This is a genomic window from Desulfobulbaceae bacterium DB1, assembly GCA_001914235.1.
Lineage (GTDB): Bacteria > Desulfobacterota > Desulfobulbia > Desulfobulbales > SURF-16 > DB1.
This window is the reverse complement of record MQUF01000002.1, coordinates 274022-293504: the sequence shown is the minus strand read 5'-3', so window position 1 is coordinate 293504 and position 19483 is coordinate 274022. Positions and strand designations below refer to the sequence as shown.

General features: G+C 54.7%; 17 protein-coding genes and 1 pseudogene. 14 read left to right on the top strand and 4 right to left on the bottom strand.

The window, feature by feature from the left end; genetic code table 11:
* The first annotated feature begins 241 nt into the window (after window positions 1-241).
* From BM485_02175 to BM485_02165, 3 genes and pseudogenes are all read left to right on the top strand, one after another.
* Window positions 242-655, top strand: coding sequence for a hypothetical protein (locus tag BM485_02175; protein ID OKY76889.1), 414 nt, complete (start codon window positions 242-244; stop codon window positions 653-655).
* A gap of 295 nt (window positions 656-950) precedes the next feature.
* Window positions 951-1286: pseudogene (locus tag BM485_02170) on the top strand (hypothetical protein).
* Entirely contained in the window at window positions 1286-1906 is a 621-nt protein-coding gene (locus tag BM485_02165) for a repressor LexA (GenBank protein ID OKY76936.1), read from the top strand. The pseudogene BM485_02170 and the gene BM485_02165 overlap by 1 nt, the downstream one beginning before the upstream one ends.
* Before the next feature lie 97 nt (window positions 1907-2003).
* Here BM485_02165 and BM485_02160 read toward each other — a convergent pair whose 3' ends face one another.
* The 4 genes from BM485_02160 to BM485_02145 all read right to left on the bottom strand — a co-directional run bounded on the left by BM485_02160 (window position 2004) and on the right by BM485_02145 (window position 8384).
* Complete coding sequence (locus tag BM485_02160; protein ID OKY76888.1) at window positions 2004-3854, bottom strand: ABC transporter ATP-binding protein; 1851 nt, start codon at window positions 3852-3854, stop codon at window positions 2004-2006.
* A gap of 1 nt (window position 3855) precedes the next feature.
* Window positions 3856-5586 carry a multidrug ABC transporter ATP-binding protein gene (locus BM485_02155; protein OKY76935.1) on the bottom strand — a complete coding sequence of 577 codons (1731 nt, stop codon included), beginning with the start codon at window positions 5584-5586 and terminating at the stop codon, window positions 3856-3858.
* Between the two features lie 188 nt (window positions 5587-5774).
* Complete coding sequence (locus BM485_02150) at window positions 5775-6992, bottom strand: hypothetical protein (GenBank protein OKY76887.1); 1218 nt, start codon at window positions 6990-6992, stop codon at window positions 5775-5777.
* A 48-nt stretch (window positions 6993-7040) separates the two neighbouring features.
* Complete coding sequence (locus BM485_02145) at window positions 7041-8384, bottom strand: exodeoxyribonuclease VII large subunit (protein OKY76886.1); 1344 nt, start codon at window positions 8382-8384, stop codon at window positions 7041-7043.
* A gap of 387 nt (window positions 8385-8771) precedes the next feature.
* Here BM485_02145 and BM485_02140 point away from each other — a divergent pair, with 387 nt between their 5' ends.
* The 11 genes from BM485_02140 (at window position 8772) to BM485_02090 (ending at window position 19471) form a co-directional block, all read left to right on the top strand.
* Window positions 8772-9452 (top strand): hypothetical protein, encoded by a 681-nt coding sequence (locus tag BM485_02140; protein ID OKY76885.1) that lies wholly within the window; start codon window positions 8772-8774, stop codon window positions 9450-9452.
* Window positions 9453-9456: 4 nt separating this feature from the next.
* Window positions 9457-10302, top strand: coding sequence for a pantoate--beta-alanine ligase (locus BM485_02135; protein ID OKY76884.1), 846 nt, complete (start codon window positions 9457-9459; stop codon window positions 10300-10302).
* 110 nt (window positions 10303-10412) lie between these two features.
* Window positions 10413-10811, top strand: a complete 399-nt coding sequence (locus tag BM485_02130) for an aspartate 1-decarboxylase (protein OKY76883.1) — start codon at window positions 10413-10415, stop codon at window positions 10809-10811.
* Between the two features lie 8 nt (window positions 10812-10819).
* The gene (locus BM485_02125; GenBank protein OKY76882.1) at window positions 10820-11485 is read left to right on the top strand and encodes a futalosine hydrolase; all 666 of its coding nucleotides are present in this window, start codon (window positions 10820-10822) and stop codon (window positions 11483-11485) included.
* Window positions 11470-12348, top strand: coding sequence for a 1,4-dihydroxy-6-naphthoate synthase (locus BM485_02120; GenBank protein OKY76881.1), 879 nt, complete (start codon window positions 11470-11472; stop codon window positions 12346-12348). Before BM485_02125 ends, BM485_02120 begins: the two co-directional genes overlap by 16 nt.
* Window positions 12349-12725: 377 nt before the next feature.
* Complete coding sequence (locus tag BM485_02115) at window positions 12726-14426, top strand: acetolactate synthase, large subunit, biosynthetic type (GenBank protein OKY76880.1); 1701 nt, start codon at window positions 12726-12728, stop codon at window positions 14424-14426.
* A 40-nt stretch (window positions 14427-14466) separates the two neighbouring features.
* Window positions 14467-14952 carry an acetolactate synthase small subunit gene (locus tag BM485_02110; protein OKY76879.1) on the top strand — a complete coding sequence of 162 codons (486 nt, stop codon included), beginning with the start codon at window positions 14467-14469 and terminating at the stop codon, window positions 14950-14952.
* A gap of 217 nt (window positions 14953-15169) precedes the next feature.
* Window positions 15170-15814: a phosphatidylserine decarboxylase gene (locus BM485_02105; GenBank protein OKY76878.1), complete on the top strand. Its 645-nt coding sequence runs from the start codon at window positions 15170-15172 to the stop codon at window positions 15812-15814.
* A gap of 437 nt (window positions 15815-16251) precedes the next feature.
* Window positions 16252-17808, top strand: coding sequence for a 2-isopropylmalate synthase (locus tag BM485_02100; GenBank protein OKY76877.1), 1557 nt, complete (start codon window positions 16252-16254; stop codon window positions 17806-17808).
* Window positions 17809-17811: 3 nt separating this feature from the next.
* Window positions 17812-18840: an aspartate-semialdehyde dehydrogenase gene (locus BM485_02095; protein ID OKY76876.1), complete on the top strand. Its 1029-nt coding sequence runs from the start codon at window positions 17812-17814 to the stop codon at window positions 18838-18840.
* 67 nt (window positions 18841-18907) lie between these two features.
* Complete coding sequence (locus BM485_02090; protein OKY76875.1) at window positions 18908-19471, top strand: 16S rRNA (guanine(966)-N(2))-methyltransferase RsmD; 564 nt, start codon at window positions 18908-18910, stop codon at window positions 19469-19471.
* Window positions 19472-19483 lie beyond the last annotated feature (12 nt).

Genomic DNA, 19483 nt, shown 5'->3' with positions numbered 1-19483 from the left:
TCCGTACTATCCAAGAGTCAGAAATCTTGAAAAACGCCTGAAAACCCGTTCACCGCACTCATTAACGAACAAATAAAAAACGACAATATCGCCACAAAGTGTCATAATATTAATGACATAAGCAAAAAATAAGTTAACAAAGATTATCACATCACAATAAGGCATTCCATTTTTTTCTATCCATTGCACGATTTAATCATGAATGTCCCCGGAGTTGCAATTATCATGAGGAGAGAATTTCATGGAATTTTTCGAGTTCGCCGAGGTAGTGACAACCGAGGAGGAAATCAGGGACAAACTGTCTCTCGACAAGCTTCCTGATTTTTGCCTGGATATTGAGGCTGTGGATGATGCTGAAGAACTGGGCAGGGTCATTTATTTCCGCCACTGGGGACGTTTTCACATCCGCAGGGAGAGTGTTATGTGGGGTGTGCGTTTTTCCGTGCCGGACTGTCCTAACGCCCTGGCCTGGACCGTCACAACAGGCTGCCCGCCCTTTCCTGAGAAAATTGTCCTGCATGCCACCATCAACAGAACTGAGCATGATCCTGAATTTGTTGCTGCCACAAAGGGACTGCTGACCACTTTGAAAGTGGGATTGGAAAAAAAATTCCTCAGCGATCCTGCCGAGGCTCCCCCCGCCCCTTTCAGTTAAATGACTTGCGGGCACAATTTCGAGAAACCCCATCTTTCATCTGCCGTAAACCATAGTCAGGTTTAAAACTCATATCTTCTCCTTGTGGCGAACGACAGAGGTGTGGGGCCTGACGCGGCTTTATGCGGCAGGTCCCACACGACCGACGGGTTGTGCCCCGGCGATTGAACGGAGAACGAAATGCAAAACGCATGGATACAGAACACGAAAGCGGAAACCGACCAATGGGACTGGGAAATCTCGGACAGAACCTACGGCCACATTACGCAATATGCCGGGACTGATAGGTACTGCTGGCAAGCGGTGTTTTTCCGGCAACTGCAATTTCAACCGACCCGCGGAGCATGCAAAGACGCCGGAATCACCTGTCGGAGAGCGTCCTGCAAAGAGCAATGAAGCAGGCATACGGAATGCGGGAATCAATAAACACGGCAGCTGTCACACTCTGCGACATTCATTTGCCACGCATCTGCTGGAGTCGGGGTACGACATCCGCACTGTGCAGGATTTGCTTGGGCACAAGGATGTCAGCACAACGATGATATATACCCATGTCCTCAACCGGGGCGGCAGGGGAGTGCGAAGTCCGGCAGACATGCTTTTTGCCGCAGCCGACGGGGGAAGCCTTTGATAACGGGCAAACTGACGGATCGTCAGAAAAATGTCCTGGACTATCTCAGGTCATACCAGCAGCAGCATGGGATGTCGCCGACAGTCCGGGAGATTTGCGTTCACTTCGGCTTGAGTTCACCGGCCGGTGTGCATAAAATTCTGCGACGTCTTATTGAGAAAAATGTCTTGCGTTCTCTGTCTGGGAAAAATCGTTCCTGGCAGTTGGTGGGCGGACCGACTGGGAAATCACTCCCTGTTTTCGGTTCTATAGCCGCCGGAGCGCCGGTTGAGGCGATTGGCGAATGTCAGGATGAACTGCCTTTGGATCCTGGGTTTTTCGGCAGCGAATCTTGTTTCGCTTTGCTGGTCAAGGGGGATTCCATGATCGATGCACATATCATGGATGGAGATCTGGCGATTATTCAACCTCAGCCGACAGTGATAAGCGGGCAGATAGCCGCGGTGCTGGTCGATGATCTTCTTGTGGAGGCGACACTCAAGATATTCCGCAGGGGAAAAAATGGGGTGGAGCTGCACGCAGCCAATAGTTCCCATGACCCTCTGGTGTTTGAGGGGAGTGACGCAGCGCGGGTCAGCATAGTCGGCAAATTCGTCGGCGTGATCAGAAGGTCGGGGTAGGATGAAAGTCCTGCGTCGGCAGGAGTTTCTTAAGGAGCTTTGTAACTATCCGGCTTGGGACGAAAAACGTTCGATTCGCCCCCGTGCTGCTGAATAGTTACGGAGCTTTTTGGTTTGCATCCCAGGGTTTCCGAAGGTTAGCCGGCTCGCCGTTCACGCCGCCGCTCAGCTGTAAGTCGTGCAGGCGGCGGTAGAGGCCGCCGTTTATCATCAGCTCATCATGGCTGCCTTGTTCCATGATGCGGCCATGTTCCATCACCAGGATGGTATCGGCTTTTCTGATGGTGGAAAGCCGGTGGGCGATGACGATGCTGGTGCGGCCCGAGAGCGTCGAGGCAATGGCCCGGTCGATGAGGATCTCCGTTTCCGAGTCAACGCTTGAGGTGGCTTCGTCAAGGATCAGCACCTCCGGATCGCGGGCAAGGACCCTGGCAAAGGCCAGTAACTGCTTCTGGCCGGCGGAAAGCCCCATGCCGCCTTCGCCGATGAGGGTGTCCTCTCCTTGCGGCAATCGCTTGATAAGCCCGGTGAGTTGCGCCCGGTCGATGATATCCGCCAGCCTGTCATCGTCAATTTCCCGGTCCAGCAGGATGTTCTCCTTGATGCTGCCGGGAATGATGAAAACTTCCTGCATCACGAGGCCCATCCTGCTTCTCAGCCACTTGCTGTCAAGGTCGCGCAGATCACGGCCGTCGAGAAGGATCTCTCCTTGCTCCGGCTCATAGAAACGTTCCAGCAGATTGACGATGGTTGATTTGCCCGAGCCGGTGGCGCCGACGATTGCCAGGGTTTTCCCCGGTTCCACCGTGAACGACAGGTCGTGGAGAATGGGTGTTCCCTGGTCATAGGAAAATGATACATGGCTGAAGGTGACGGTGCCGCGATCCGCCGTCTCTTTTGTGCGCAACACGCCGCTGCGCAGATCGGCAGGGGTGTCGAGCAACTGAAAGATGCGCTCCGCCGAGGCCAGGGCAGACTGGACAATGGAGTATTTCTGGGAAAGCTCGCGGATGGGCTGGAAAAAAAGGCGCATATAGGCGATGAAGGCGGAGAGTTCGCCCAGGGTCATCTGCCCCTGGATGACGCTGCCGCCGCCATACCAGATGATGGAGGCGATGGCAACGGCGGAAAAGAGTTCGATGGCCGGCATGAAGATGCCGAATATCTTGATTTGATACAGATTTTTTTCCAGGTAGGCCCGGCTCAGCTCAACAAAGTTCCGGTAGGTGTCCTTTTCCCGGAGAAAGGTTTGGATGACCGCGATGCCGGAAAGGGATTCCTGCAGAAAGGAGTTGATCCGGGCAAGCTGGGTACGGATTACCCGAAAGGCATCCCGGGCAAGACGGCTGAACCAGAGGGTGTTGCCGATAATGAGCGGCACCAGCAGCGTCAGGATAAGGGCCAGCCGCCAGTTCATCCAGTACAGGATGACCATGATGCCGGCCAGCTGAATGAAATCGTTGAACAGGGTAACGATGACCGAGGTGAACATCTCATGCATGTTCTGGATGTCGTTGGTCAGCCGCGTCACTAGTTTGCCGCCGGGATTGTTGTTGAAAAAAGCGAGATCCAGGTCAAGCATGTGCCGGAAAAGCTGCTGGCGCAAGCGGTGCATGATGGTCTGGCCGATCCATTCAAGAATGAATACCTGGCAGAAGTTGGCGACAAAGCCGCTGATGATGACGCCGATAAAAAGGCTTGCCAGGCGGGCCAGACCGTCAATACGGGCCGATTGGTCGAGATCGCTGGTGATGATGAAGCGGTCGATGCCGATGCGCACCATATAGGGCAAGGCAAGACCCGCGCCGATGACGATGAAGGAAAGCAGAATGGCCAGGGCCATTTTTTTCCAGTGCGGTCGCGAATAGGCGATAATGCGCCGCCAGATGCCGCTGTCGCCCACCCGCCCCAGCTGATCTTCCTCAAAGTAGCCGAATCCGTAGCGCATGTCAGGCGGGCCCTCCCTGGGCAATGGTCTGGTGCCGGTAAATCGTCCGGTAAAAGGAATTTTCGGCCAGCAGGGTTTGGTGATCGCCCCTTGCCGCGATGCGCCCATCCTCCATGACGAGTATTTCCTCGGCATCGGCCAGGGGCGCTACCCGGTGGGAAACGATGATGCAGATTTTGCCCTGCAGCGAGGCGGCCATGCGGCGGATGATGTCATGCTCGGTTTCCATGTCCACCGCGGACAGGCCATCGTCGATGATGACGATCGGCCGGTCGAGCAGCAGCGCCCGGGCCAGGGCGATTCGCTGTCGTTGACCGCCGGAAAGCTTGACGCCCCGCTCGCCGACCCGGGACTGATACCCTTCCGGCAGGGCCATGATTTCATCATGGATCGCCGCCATCCGGGCCGCCTCGTGGATCTGCCGCAGGTCGGCATCCGCCCGGCCCATGGCGATGTTGAACTGGATGGTCTCGGAAAAAAGGGTCGCCTGTTGCGGCACATAGGCGATATTGCCCCGCACCGTGGCAAGTGTCAGGCCGTTGACATCCCGGCCGTCGATGAGATAGGTGCCGTCGTCCACCGGATAAAGGCGGGAAAGGACATTGCACAAGGTGCTTTTGCCGGAGCCGGTTTTGCCGATGACACCAATGATGCCGTGCGTGAGAGTGAGGGTGACGTCCCGCAGGTCCGGCTCTTTTTGCCCGTCATAGGTAAAGGAAAGATGGTCCAGGGTGATTGTGCGCGGCCGTTGCGGGAGTTCCGTCGCTCCGGGAGGATCAGCCAGTTGCGGTCTTTCCGCGAAAACAGCCTGGATTCGCCCCATGGAGGTTGCCCCCCGCTGGAAGAGATTGGCCACCCAGCCGATGGCCATCATCGGCCAGGTGAGCATGAACAGATACGAGATGAAGGCGACAAAATCACCGACCGTGATCGCGGAGCGGATGGTCAGCCGCCCGCCGAAAAAGAGGACCAGCAGCAGGCAGCAGTTGGCGACAAGTCCAGACAGGGGAAAGAGGGTGCCCTGTACGGCGGCCACTTTCAGATTGGCGGCCACATATTTTTCGCCCAGCAGGCCGAAACGCTCTCCCTGGCTTTTTTCCTGGGTGTAGGCTTTGATCAGATGGATGTTCTTCAGGGTGTTTCCGGCAAACTCGGTCAGTGAGGCAAACATCTCCTGCACCTTTTCAAAGCGTTTGTGCAGCAGGGAAGAAAGCAAACGGGTGGACAGGGCCAGCACCGGCATGGGCATGACGGCGATCAGGGTCAGCATCGGATGAATGTACGCCATGAAGGCCAGGGCGGCCAGGGTCATCAGCACCGCATCCACCGCGGCAATCATGCCCATGCCGCAGGCCAGCTGGACGGCCGTGAGGTCGTTGCCGGTCAGGGCCATGATGTTGCCGGTGGGAAAGCGCTGGAAAAATCGGTGGTCCAGGGTAAGGATGTGCGCCAGCAACCGGTCGCGCAGGTCCCGCTCCACCAGCCGGGAAAAACCGAGGACGAAATAGCGCCAGAGAAAACGGCAAAGGGCAATGCCGAGGGCGGGCAGCAGGATGAGTCCGGCATATTTGAGCAGCAGCGCGTCCGTGGCCGTGCCTTGTTCCAGGGCGTCAACCGCTTTTTTGATAAAGCGCGGAATGAGCAGCTGGAGAAAGTCCACTGCGAGCAAAGCCATGAACCCAGCCGCCAGGCGCAGCCGGTACTTTTTGAAGAAGGGGATCAGCAGGGTCACGGCATGGCCGAATCTGGGATCGTTTGTATGCAACGTCTTCTGACTCCTGGCTTTGCGGGAGAAATTCGATGGAGCGGGAATTTTCTTGGGTTTTTAATGATTTTTATCGGCAACAATGAATTAAAAATATGTTTCCGGAAGAATGTCAAGCAATGAGTGGCAAAGGCGGGGGCGCCGGGAGGTTGGAATCAGGCAAGAAGGCCGATGCGGGCGGCGATGTTGCCGATGTCATGGGCCATTTTTCCTTTGGGCGCCTGAGCCACCAGCGGGCCGGGATTGCGCAGGTTGTCTTCGATCTCCGGAAATTTGCGGATGGAGCCCGCGCTTTCAAGGTGAATGGACAGGGTTTTGTCGGCAAGGGAGGTGATGGTCTGCGCCACCTGCCGGGATTGAACCGCGTTTTTCACCCGGTTGACGATGAGATAGGGATTATAGTCGATGATCGGTTGCAGGGCAAGGGGCAGGTCGAGGGGATCGTGGTCGATCACCTTGTGCAGCAACTCGGAAATAGTGCGAACAGCGGGGAATTCGGATGACTGGGTGGAATCCCTGAGCAGTCCGGCCAGTTCTTTGCCGTCTATTTTGTCGTTTTCCGCTTCCGGCCCGGAAATCCGGTTTAATTTGCGGAACAGTGCGGTTTTGAGAAACTGGTAAGCGCCGATATAGGAAGCTGAATCCGGAGTGGTGATGACCAGCCCGTAGTCGCCCAGCAGGAAAAAATCAAGCATGTTGAAGGAGGTGTCGCCGCCGAGGTCGAGCACGATGTAATCCGCCTCAAGATCCCTGACGGCTCTCATCAGTTTCATCTTTTTGGCGTGATGGATATTGGCCGCGCCGAGATCCGAGCTGTTGCCGCCTATCATCATCGGCCCGTAACGGCTGGGGATCATGATGTCGGCGAGGGAGGGGACTTTTTTTTCCAGGAAATCATTGATCGTGCGGTCAAGGATATATTTGTCGCCAAGATAAAGGGTCAGGTTGGCGCCGCCGAGATCAAGATCCATTGCCACAGTTCTGTATCCTCTCTGGGCCAGAAAAACGCTGAGATTGGCGGCAAACATGCTTTTGCCGATACCTCCCTTGGCACCGCCCACCGCGATGATTTTCCCCTTTGGTTGCGGCCCGTTGTCAGCCGCGCCCATCTTGACTCGGTCGACAAGGAAATCAAAGGCGGCCCGCGCCTTGCGCAGGTAATCGAGCTTTTTGTCCAGGCGGCTTTGCGGGTCACCCACCGAGGCGGCGGGGTGGCAATATCTGATCTGCTTCAGGTAGGCCTGTTTGAGAATGAATTCGTTGATCTGTTTCAGGAACTTCAGATCAAAAATCTTTTCCGGCGGGAAAAGATAGGAACAGGCCCGTTGAATGGCCTTGATTTCCTGTTTGTGAGAGGTGTTTATCGGCAGCATCGGGTCACTTTCGTCCAAATGGGGAAAAACGTAAAATATTTCGTGCCGTCATTCGTCGCTTCCAACAACCTTGCCGCGGAGAACTCCTTCATGGAGCCTGATGCGCAGCAGGTCACCTTGCGCGGCCTCGCCGGCGGAATGGAGAATTCGTCCGCTGTCTTCCCGGCTGACAATGGCATAGCCCCGGCCGAGCACGGCGAGAGGGCTCACCGCATCGAGCAGGGACGCCGCCTTTTCCAGTGCCTTGTTTCTTCTTTCCTGTTGCAGGAGGGTGTGGGAGATGAGTTTTTCCTCCAGCTTTTCCAGCAGCCTTTTTTGTCCGGCAAGTTTTTCCACTGGATTGAAACGGGACAAAAGGTTCTCCAGACGCGCCAGTTTTTCCTTGTGCCGTTGGAGGATGGCGGTCATGGCCCCTGCCAGGGTGAGCTGGCGGTTGTCAAGCTGCAAACGCAAATGGCTGAAGCGGAAGGAGGGATCGCCAAGCTGCTGCCGTGCAAAGCGGACGCGCTGGGAAAGGATTTCGATCTTCCTGTGCATGCTGTTTTGTAATCGCTTTTTCCGGGCCTCGACGTGCAGGCTGATGCTTTGCCGGTCCGGCAGTACGTCTTTTGCGGCTGCGGTGGGAGTCGCGGAACGATGATCCGCCACAAAATCGGCAATGGTGAAATCCACCTCATGGCCGATGGCGGAAACCACCGGCAGGTGCGAGGCAAAAATCGCCCGAGCCGTTTTTTCTTCGTTAAAGGCCCACAGGTCCTCAAGCGAACCTCCGCCGCGGCAGAGAACGATGACTCCCGCCTCTTCCCTGCTGTTGATGATCCGCACCGCCTGGGCGATTTCCGCGGCCGCGCCGTCACCCTGCACCTTGACCGGATAAATTTCGACGGCAACCGAAGGAAAGCGTGTCCCGGCGATGTGGAGGAAATCATGGAGCGCCGCACCCCGGGGGGAGGTGACGAGAAAAATTTTTTCCGGCAGCAAGGGCAGCTTTTTTTTGCGGCCGACGTCGAAAAGACCCTCGGCGGCAAGCTTTTTTTTGAGTTCTTCAAAGGCGATCTGCAGGGCTCCCGTTCCCTTGCCGTCAACGAAATCAGCAATGATCTGGTATTCCCCCCGCTGCTCATAAACGGATAATCTTCCCCGGCAGATAACCTGCCTGCCGTCCTGCAGGGGGGCGTCCAGGTAACGCTGCTGGTTTTTGAAAAGAACGACGCGGATCTGTGCCTCCTGGTCTTTCAGGGTGAAATAGAGATGACCGGAAAAAGGACGTTTGAGATTGGATATTTCGCCGGTCACGGTGACAAACGAATATTCCGTTTCCAGCAGTCCACGGATGGAGCGGGTCAGCTCGCCGACGGTCTGGACTTTGGTTGCATAGGGTGACAGGGGCATAGGGTTCCCGCAAATCTCGAATTCAAGAGCACAAAAAGGGAGAATAAACGACCAAACCACATAAAGGCGACAAAGGACAACAACTTGAAAATTTCAGCTCATTCTCTTTGCGCAATCGCCAATCCCAAATCCGCGATATGGAGATCTTTTCTTTGTTTCTGTTGCGCGGAAGAAGTGTTGCGTTGATTTTTTTTCCCCTGGCTTGTATAAATTGTATTTTGGTCAACCGTGGTTGGTCAAGAAGCTGCCGGACGGGCGAGACGGTTCAGCTATCATATTGGCTGCCGGTCCGACTTTCAAACAAAAAAAACGATATTGCCGTAAAAAGCCGGTGATTCCGGCCTGAACGGGAAGAAAAACCCAATCCACCCGGACAAGGATTCGCACATGACGGAAGAACAGAAAAGCCCTTTTTTTAAACTGCACGTCGAAGAGGTTACCCAGGCCAAAAGGACCCTTCTTGATGAATTGAACCTGCCGCCCAAGGTAACACAGTTCATCCGTGATAACGCCAAAATTTTGCAGAATTCCCTGGTGGCGCTGCTGGTGCTCGTTTGTGCCTGGACCTTCTATGATTATTACACGGGCAAGCAACGAAACGATTCCACCGCCATGCTGGCCCAGGCGATTGCTTCCCCTGATCCCGCAGCGCGCGCAAACGAACTCAACAAGGTGATTGCCGAGTATCCCCGCAGCGGGGCGGCTGTTTGGGGAAAAATCGCCCTTGCCCATGATCTGATGGACAACAAGGAATACGGCAAGGCCAAAGAAGCGATTGCCGCTCTGCTTGATTCCGTGGACAAAAAAGACCCGCTGTACTCCCTTCTGCTGCTTGATATCGCCCAGGCCTGTGAGCTGAGTGAGGATTATGCAAATGCCTTGAGTCATTACGCCGCGTTGCGCGAGATTGCCGGTTTTACCGTCCTGGGTTCTCTCGGCGAGGCACGTATTTACGAACTGACCAATGAAAACGGCAAGGCACGGGAGACCTACGAAAAAATCAAGACATTGACCGACCTCAACCCCTCCATGCTGGAGTGGGTGGAGGCGAAACTTGCCGGCATGTAAGACCATGGACGTCATCCGTTCACCCGGGGCGATGAGCTCCTGGGCCGATGCAATGCGGGGCAAGGGCAGAACCATCGCCCTTGTTCCCACCATGGGCTTTTTTCATGAAGGCCACCTGGCGTTGATGCGCAAAGGTGCGGAGATTGCCGATGAGGTGGTTGTTTCGCTTTTTGTCAATCCCATGCAGTTTGGCCCCGGTGAAGACCTGGGCCGGTATCCCCGTGCCTTTGGGCGCGATGCGGAGCTTGCCGGAAATGCCGGTGTTGCCGTTCTTTTCGTCCCTGCCGCCGAGGACGTCTATCCCAGGGGGTTTGCAACCAGGGTCGAGGTGGATGGGCTCACCGAAACCCTTTGCGGCGCCAGCCGTCCCGGCCATTTTGCCGGGGTCACCACCGTTGTTGCCAAGCTGTTCCATATGGTAAAGCCCCATTGCGCCGTTTTCGGGGAAAAGGATTTTCAGCAACTGGCCGTGATAAAAAAAATGGTGGCTGATTTGAACTGGGACGTGAAAATAGTCCCTCATCCCATTGTCCGGGAAAAAGACGGACTGGCGATGAGCTCCCGCAATACCTATCTTGATCCGGAAGAAAGGGACCGCGCCCTTTGTCTCTGCCGTTCATTGCGGCTTGCCGCGAAGAAGGTTGCCGCAGGGGAGAGTGATGCCGTCCGGTTGCGCGAGGAAGTGATTACATACCTGACGGATTGTGGTAAAATATCCATTGATTATGTTGCGGTTGTTGATTCGGAGACGTTGCAGCCGTGCGAAGTGATTACCGAAAAATCTTTGCTCACCCTGGCGGTGAAGATCGGTCGGACAAGGCTGATTGATAATACCCTGTTGAAAGAGTGACGGGTTTTACGCTGGTTTAATAAATTCATAAAGTTGGTGGATTCGTAAAAAAAACAGGCATGAGAACGGCTCACGCCGGAGATTTTACGACGCCGTCAAAGGTAGAAATTATGATGCGATATATGTTGAAGTCAAAGCTGCACAAGGCCACGATCACCCAAGCCGATCTCATGTACGAGGGAAGTCTGACCATCGACAAGCTGCTGATGGAAGAGGCGGGGTTGTATCCCTATGAAAAGATCAAGATTTACAATATTTACAGTGGCGACCGGTTTGACACCTATGCCATCGAGGGCGAGGCCGGGTCCGGGGTGATCGGTCTGAACGGCGCTGCCGCCCGCAAGGGACAGGTGGGCGACCTGATCATCATCGTCAGCTACGCCCTGTATACGGAGGATGAGCTGAAAAATTATGATCCCAAGGTTGTTATTTTGGATCGCGACAACAAGGTCAAAGAAAGAATACAGACCAATTTTTCCCAAAGCAGTCTCGTGCGCCATCTTTTCTGATTTTTGCCATGTATCTCCTCGTGGCTGCAACGGAATTCGAACTTGAACCTGCCAGACATGCCCTGTCGTCTTCCCGTAATGTCTCTTTCCTGGTCACCGGAGTGGGGCAGGTGGAATCCGCCTTTGCCCTGACCCGTTATCTCGCCATCCGGCAGAATGTTTCCGCGGTTGTCAATGTCGGTGTCGCCGGGGCCTATCATGGTTGCGATCTGGATCTTTTGCGTCTCTGTCTTGCCCGCAAAGAGATCCTTGCCGACTTCGGCATCTGCTATCCCGGCCGGATCGACCCGCTCCCCGCTGAAAAGATGGCCATTAACCGGGAGTTTGACCTTGAAAACAAACTTTTTTCCGAATCCTGCAGGATTCTCGAGCTCGAACATATGCCGTTTGACCGCGGAACGTTTCTGACCGTCAGTTGCGCGAGCGGCACCGCCGACCGCGGCAGTTACCTGAAAGAGACATTTTCCGCCATCTGTGAAAACATGGAAGGAGCGGCCCTTGCCAGGGTGTGCCTGGGATTTGGCGTTGAGCTGCTGGAGCTGCGCTGTGTCAGCAACATGGTGGAAGATCGCAACCCTTCAGGATGGCGTCTGCGCGAGGCCTGCGAAAATGCAGGCGATGCCGCGGCAAGGATTATTCGCGGCTTGTGCGATGTTGAATGGTCGTATCGCTGAACAACACTCAGGACTTTCTGCCGGTTGCCGACATGCTGACCCTTGGTTTTTCTCCCTGCCCCAATGATACCTTTATTTTCCATGCCCTGGTAAACCGCCTGGCGGACCCGGGCTGCCCGGAGTTTGCCGATCCGATTCTGGCCGACGTCGAAACCCTGAACAAGTGGGCCATGGAGTCGCGTCTTGATGTGACCAAACTTTCCTTTCACGCCCTGGGCCATGTGCTGGATGATTATGTTCTGCTGCGCGCCGGCAGTGCCCTCGGCCGAGGCTGCGGACCGCTGCTTGTTGCTCGCCCCTCTTTTGATGGCCGCGATCTGTCAGGAAAAACGATAGCCATTCCGGGAAGATACACCACCGCCGCCATGCTGCTGCAGCTGTTTTCCCAGGCCGATTACCGCCTGGTTCCCATGTCGTTTGAAAAAATCATGCCCTGCGTTGCCCGGGGCGAAGCCGATTGCGGGGTGATTATCCATGAAAGCCGTTTCACATACATGTCCCATGGTCTCGCCTGCCTGCGGGATCTGGGGCAGTGGTGGGAGGAAACGAGCGGCCATCCCATTCCCCTGGGGGGAATAGCGGCGCGCCGCACTCTTGGCCGCGATAAGCTGCTTGCGGTGGAAAGATGCATAGCGCGGAGCGTCGAAAAGGCCTTTGCCGCGCCTGACGCCGGCCGCATGTATGTCAAAAAGCATGCCCAGGAGCTGGACGATGCGGTGGTGGCAAGCCATATCAATCTGTACGTCAACCACTTTTCCCATGACCTGGGCAAGGAAGGAATCGCGGCTGTTCAGGAATTTTTTCGCCGCGGCCGGGAGGCGCATATTTTTCAGGCATCGGAAAAGGAATTTTTTGTTTCATGAACAAAGTCATTGATTGAAGGAGTTACAGGGTTGTTGGTAATTATTATCGATTTTGATTGTGCTCCTGCCTGATTTCGATTAATGGTGTATTACACGCTTGACAATTTAAGGTCAGGGGCTATATTAATTTTCTGCTTAAATTTTGACGGTTTTCAAAAAAATCCGGCCTTGCCGGTGCGGGATATTTGTATGAATTCCCCTTGGTGAAAAACGAGTTGCGGGAATTTTGTAAAGCCGTCATTTTCGGGTAACAAGTAGAAATGCTTGGTGTTTTTGCCATGCCCGGTCCAACAGTCCTTTTGGTGAGTTCATTAATGTTTGTGGTTTTTCTTTTGATTCCACAGAATAATCAATAACAACAGCAGCAGGAAGATTTTATGAAAATTACAGGCGCACAGGCACTTTTGAAATGCTTGGAAGAACAGAAGGTGAACACAATCTTCGGTTTTCCCGGAGGTGCGGTCATCGATCTTTACGATGAAATACTGGCAACCGATAAACTGACCCATGTTCTCGTCCGCCATGAGCAGGCGGCGGTCCACGCGGCGGATGCCTATGCCCGAGTCACCGGGGATGTGGGTGTCGCCCTGGTAACATCGGGTCCGGGCGCGACCAACACGGTAACCGGTATTGCTTCCGCCTACCTGGATTCAATTCCCATCGTTGTTTTTACCGGTCAGGTGCCGACCGCCCTTATCGGCAATGACGCCTTCCAGGAGGTTGATATCGTCGGTATCACCAGGCCATGCACCAAGCATAACTATCTGGTCAAGGACGCCAAGGATCTTGTCGCCACTATCAGGGAGGCATTTCATATCGCCCGGACCGGAAGACCCGGCCCGGTGCTTGTCGATCTTCCCAAGGACGTGCTTGCCTCCAGGATAACGTTCCCGGAACCGCAGGATGTGCGAATGCGCACCTACCGCCCCACCTATGAGCCCCATCCCGGCCAGATTGAAAAGGCCTGCCGGGCAATCATGCAGGCGAAAAAGCCGGTCCTTTATGCCGGCGGCGGGGTCATTCTCTCCAATGCCCATGAGGAATTGACCGAACTGGCCCGAAAACTCGACATCCCGGTGACCATGACCCTGATGGGTCTCGGCGGCTATCCCGGCACCGATCCGCTTTCCATGGGCATGCTGGGCATGCACGGCACCTACTACGCCAATATGGCGGTGGCGAACTGCGACGTGCTGATCGCGGTGGGCGCGCGCTTTGACGACCGGGTTACCGGGCGCATCGATGCCTTTGCGCCCCACGCCAAAATTATTCATATCGATATCGATCCGACCTCGATCAGCAAGAACGTCAAGGTCCATATTCCCATTGTTGCCGATTGCAAACATGCACTGACCAGTATGAACAGCTGGTTTGATCGCACTTCCGATTTCGACCGCACGGCGGAGATGGAAAAACACCAGCCGTGGCTGCAGCAGATCAAGGAATGGAAAGCAGCGCATCCCCTTGGCTATGTCGAGAAAAAGGATGTGATCAAGCCGCAGTTCGTCGTGCAGAAGCTCCATGAGCTGACCGGCGGCAATGCCATCATAACCACCGAGGTCGGCCAGAATCAGATGTGGGCCGCGCAGTTTTATCATTTCAACCATCCCAGGGCCTTCATGACCTCCGGCGGGCTTGGTGTTATGGGATATGGTTTTCCCGCGGCCATCGGCGCGCAGATGGCGGCGCCGGATCGGACCGTCATCGACATAGCCGGCGACGGCAGCATCCAGATGAATATTCAGGAAATGGCCACCGCCATGCAGTATAAGCTGCCGGTCAAGATTGCCATTTTAAACAATAATTTCCTTGGTATGGTCCGGCAGTGGCAGGAACTATTCTATGACAAGAAATATTCCGCCACACCTCTTGATGTGGCTCCAGATTTTGTTGCCCTGGCCAGGGCATACGGAGCGGTAGGACTGAGGGCGACGAAACCGAGCGAGGTTGAGCCGGTAATCAAGGAAGCCCTGGCAACAAAAAATCTGGTGATTATGGATTTTGTGATCGACCGGGAGGAAGGGGTTTATCCCATGGTTCCCGCCGGAAAAGCGACAACTGAAATGCTTCTGGTGTAACGCCGGAAATCAAGAGATAAAAAAAAGGCAGGCTATTTCCATGAAACATACCATATCCGTACTATTGCAAAACAAGCCCGGAGTCCTTTCCCGGGTGACCGGGCTCTTCAGCGGCCGGGGATTTAATATTGAAAGTTTATCCGTGGCCCCCACCCTGGAACAGGATGTTTCCTGTCTGACCCTGGTAACTTCGGGCGATAATGCGATTGTTGAGCAGATCACCAAACAACTCCATAAGCTCATTGATGTCATCAAGGTCACCGATATCAGTGAAACGGAATATGTGGAGCGTGAAATGGCGCTCATCCGGGTGAAGGCGGAACCTTCCACCCGGGCGGAAATCCTCAGGATATGCGATATATTCAGGGGACGGGTGGTCGATGTCAGCACGAAAAGTTATGCGGTGGAGGTAACCGGAACCTGTGACAAGGTACAGGCGATGATCGATATCCTCCGACCCATCGGTATCCAGGAGATCGTCCGTACAGGAACCATTGCCATGACCCGCGCCAGCAAGAAAATTTAATTTCCCTTTTTTTGTCCCACGGGACAACAGCAGAGGCAAATTTTAATTTTTTAAATACAGGGCAATAAACCGGTATCCTCAAGGGGACCGGTTTATTGCGTCAAGGAAAGGGACACGCGTTGAGGCATGCGGCGCAAACCCTTTATGGAAATGCCGTCGCCTGTAAAAGAAGCGCATAAGACAACATTCTGCCGGCATCTCCCGGGGACCATTGAAAATGAAAGAACCACGAATTCCCGTTGCCAGGGAAGGCTACCCGTTTATCGGTCTTGCCGCCTTTGTCACCATAGTCTTTGCCCTGCTTGATTATGATACCGCCGCTTTCGGCGCCATGGCTCTCACCATTTTTGTCCTCTATTTTTTCCGTGATCCCGATCGCATCACGCCGGAAGCGGAGGACGCCCTGGTTGCACCGGCGGACGGCAAGGTTATTCTGGTGGAAAAGGTATTTGACGACAAATTCGTCAATGAGCATGTTTATAAAATCAGCATTTTCATGAACATTTTTAATGTTCACGTGAACCGCTGCCCGTTTCCCGGCACGGTTGAATCGGTCAGCTATTCTCCGGGGCGTTTTTATTCCGCCAATACGGAGCGGGGCGCCCTGGAAAACGAATACGGCGCCGTGACCATGTCAACCGCCGCTGGTTGTCGGTTTGCCGTGGTCCAGGTCGCCGGGCTCATTGCCCGGCGTATTGTCTGCTGGGCCGAGAAAGGTGACTCGTTGAAACGGGGTGAACGTTTCGGCCTCATTCGTTTCGGCTCCCGCGTTGATCTGTATCTCCCCCTGAAAACCCAGGTTGAGGTGCGGGTGGGGCAGAAGGTCAAGGCCGGTGAAACACTCCTTGGCTATCTGGCCTGAGATTCGCGGAACCGAGGCAGTTGCCGCATTTGCGGCGCGAAGAAATATGATGGTTTCGTAAAAACTGAAAATTAACCACTGAGAGCACAGAGGACGCAGAGAAAATATTTTAAATTATAGCATGTTACCTCTGCGTGCTCCGTGGTCTCTGTGGTAAAAAAGACTTTTTACGGGTTCATCCATAGTGCAAATTCAATAAGGGTTGTGACAAGGCAAGTAGAGTGATACGCATGTTTTCCATAATTCAGCTTCCCAGGGGTATCGTTGCCGCAACGCGGTTTTTTTCTTTTTTTGTCGGATTTCCGGCTGTCCTATCCGGACCCCTTGCGGGGGTTTTGCGGGAACGGGACATTCGGCAAGAAGGTGTATGAAAAAAAGAAACGATTCTGACGGTGACCGGCGCATAGGCGCTCGGGGCGCCGGTTGAGGAAAAGAATATGAAAGAAAGCAACATCAATTCCGGTAAGGATAAAGTTTACATATTTGATACCACCCTGCGGGACGGTGAGCAGTCTCCGGGGGCAAGCATGAACATGCAGGAGAAATTCCGTCTGGCCCAACAGCTGGTCAAGCTGGGGGTGGATGTCATCGAGGCCGGCTTTCCGGTTGCCTCGACCGGGGATTTTGACTGCGTTAAAAATATTGCCGACAATATCAGGGGTGTCCAGATCGCGGGTTTGGCCCGGTGCAACAAGAAGGATATCGATACCGCCTGGCAGGCCTTGAAAAACGGGGAGAATCCGCGTATCCACACCTTCCTCGCCACGTCGGACATTCATTTGCAGCATAAGTTGCGGATGAGCCGGGAACAGATGCTTGAACTGGCGGTGGAATCGGTCAAGCATGCGGCCAAATACACCTCCAATGTGGAGTTTTCCGCCGAAGATGCCTCGCGCAGCGATCTTGATTTTGTCTGCCGGGTTTTTGAGGCGGTGATTAATGCCGGAGCGGTTGTCCTGAATTTTCCAGATACCACCGGTTATGCCCTGCCGGAAGAGTTCGGCGGAAAGATCCGCTACCTGATGAATAATATCCCGAATATTGATCGGGCCATCGTCAGCGTTCATTGTCACAATGATCTCGGTCTGGCTGTCGCCAATTCACTGGCCGCGGTCAATGCCGGAGCGCGGCAGGTGGAATGCACCATCAACGGCATCGGTGAGCGGGCCGGCAACACCGCCATGGAAGAGGTGGTCATGGCATTGCGCACCCGAGGGGACCTGATCAATGCGCGGACCGACATTGTTACCGAGCACATCCATGCCTCAAGCCGCATGGTCAGTTCCATTACCGGCATCATCGTTCAACCCAACAAGGCCATTGTCGGGGCAAACGCCTTTGCCCATGAATCGGGCATTCATCAGGATGGCATTCTGAAGGAACGGACCACCTATGAGATCATGAATCCCTGCGATATCGGGCTTACCTCAGGCAATCTTGTCCTGGGCAAACATTCCGGCCGCCATGCCCTGCGGGAGCGGGTCAAGGGGATGGGGTATCTTCATCTTACCGATGACGAACTCAACAGGGTTTTTCTCAGGTTCAAGGAGATTGCCGACGTCAAGAAAGAGATGTTTGATGAGGATCTCGAGGCCATCCTGCTGGATGAGATCGTCCGTATTCCGGAAACCTATCAGCTTGTTTCGCTTGGCGCCATGAGCGGCAACAAAACCATGCCGACCGCGGCGGTGAAATTGCTCGTCGAGGGCAAGGAGGTTCAGGATGCGGCCATCGGCGTCGGGCCGATCGACAGTGCTTTCCGGACCATAGCCGGGCTGACGGGCACCACCAGCAAGCTGCTTTATTTTGCCGTCAGTTCCATTACCGGCGGCACGGATGCCCAGGGTGAAGTGATGGTGCGAATTGAAGATGATGGAAAAATTGTCATAGGTCAGGGCGCGGACCCGGATATTATCACCGCTGCGGCCAAGGCCTATTTAAATGCATTAAACCGCTTGGTTTATCTTAAAAAAGAAAGAAAAGAGAAAGGTTGATACATGAGTCGAGCAGAAGGATATAATGTTGCGGTGGCCGGCGCCACCGGTGCGGTTGGCGGCGCCATGCTGGATGTGCTTGAGCGCAGGAATTTTCCACTCAAGGAGCTCAGGCTTCTCGCCTCCGAGCGATCAGTCGGCAAGAAACTGGTTTTCAAGGGCAAGGAAATTCCCGTCCGGTTGCTGGACAAGGATGCCTTTCAAGGCATCGATGTGGCGCTTTTTTCCGCCGGCGGATCCCGCTCCCTGGATTTTGCGCCTGCGGCGGCGGCGGCCGGCGCGGTGGTGGTTGATAACTCCAGCGCCTTTCGCATGGATCCGGAAATCCCCTTGGTTGTTCCCGAGGTGAATCCCGGCGCCATCGCCCGGTACACCAAGCGGGGAATCATCGCCAACCCGAACTGTTCCACCATCCAGATGCTGGTGGCGCTGAAACCGATTTATGACAAAGTCGGCATTAAGCGCATCGTGGTCTCCACCTATCAGGCGGTGTCCGGTACCGGCGCCAAGGCCATTGAAGAGCTGCAAAATCAGGCAAAAGCCTGGGCTGCCGGCGCCAAGGTTGAAAAAGCCGTCTACCCGCATCAGATTCTGTTCAACTGTCTGCCCCATATTGACAGTTTCCTTGAGAACGGCTACACCAAGGAAGAGATGAAGATGGTCAATGAAACGCGAAAGATCTTTGATGACCCGAAAATTGCCGTAACCGCGACCACGGTGCGGGTGCCGGTTTTTTACGGTCATTCCGAATCGGTCAATATTGAAACCAGGGAAAAGATTACCGCGGCCCAGGTGAAAGAACTGCTGGCCGATGCGCCGGGGGTCAAGCTGGTGGATAACCCGCAGCTCAGCCAGTATCCGCTGGCCCTTGACTGTCAGGGTAAATTTGAAACGCTGGTCGGCCGTATCAGGGAAGATGAGTCCATCGCCAACGGGATCAATATGTGGGTTGTGGCGGATAATATCCTCAAGGGAGCTGCGCTGAATGCCGTGCAGATTGCCGAGGTCCTGATCGATAAATATATCAAATAATGAAAATCGGCAAAAGGCAAAACCGGGCAGCTGTTCCTGTTTTGCCTTTTGCCGCCGGGCCTTGCTGATGCGTATTATTTCCGGAACAGCCAGGGGACGCAGACTTCATTCTCCCGGCGGCGGCAAAGGGGATATCCGGCCCACATCGGACCGGGCCCGGGAGGCGATCTTCAGCATACTTGGAGAGGCGGTTCATGGGGCCAGGGTTCTCGACCTTTTTGCCGGGACAGGGGCCATGGGGCTGGAAGCGCTGAGTCGTGGGGCCGAGTCGGCCCTGTTTGTCGATAAAAGTCAGTCCTCCATCAGCCTGCTGCAGAAAAATATCCGGTTGTGCGGCTTCTGGGATAAATCCGTTATCGTCAAAAGGGATTTGACCAGGAGCCTTTTTTTTTTACAGCCCGCTGTGCCGGAGGGAGGGTTTTCGCTGGTCTTTGTCGACCCTCCCTACCACATGGAGCTTGCCGACCGGATCGTTGCTGAAATCGACAAGGCGGATCTGCTGTATCCCGGGGCAATCGTGATTGCCGAATCGCGGTCAGGCGATACGCTGCCCGAGCTGGTTTCAGGATTTCAGCTGTATGACCGACGCTCTTATGGCGAGGCCGGTTTCTGGTTTTACGAAAAGAAATGAACAAAGTGAGGA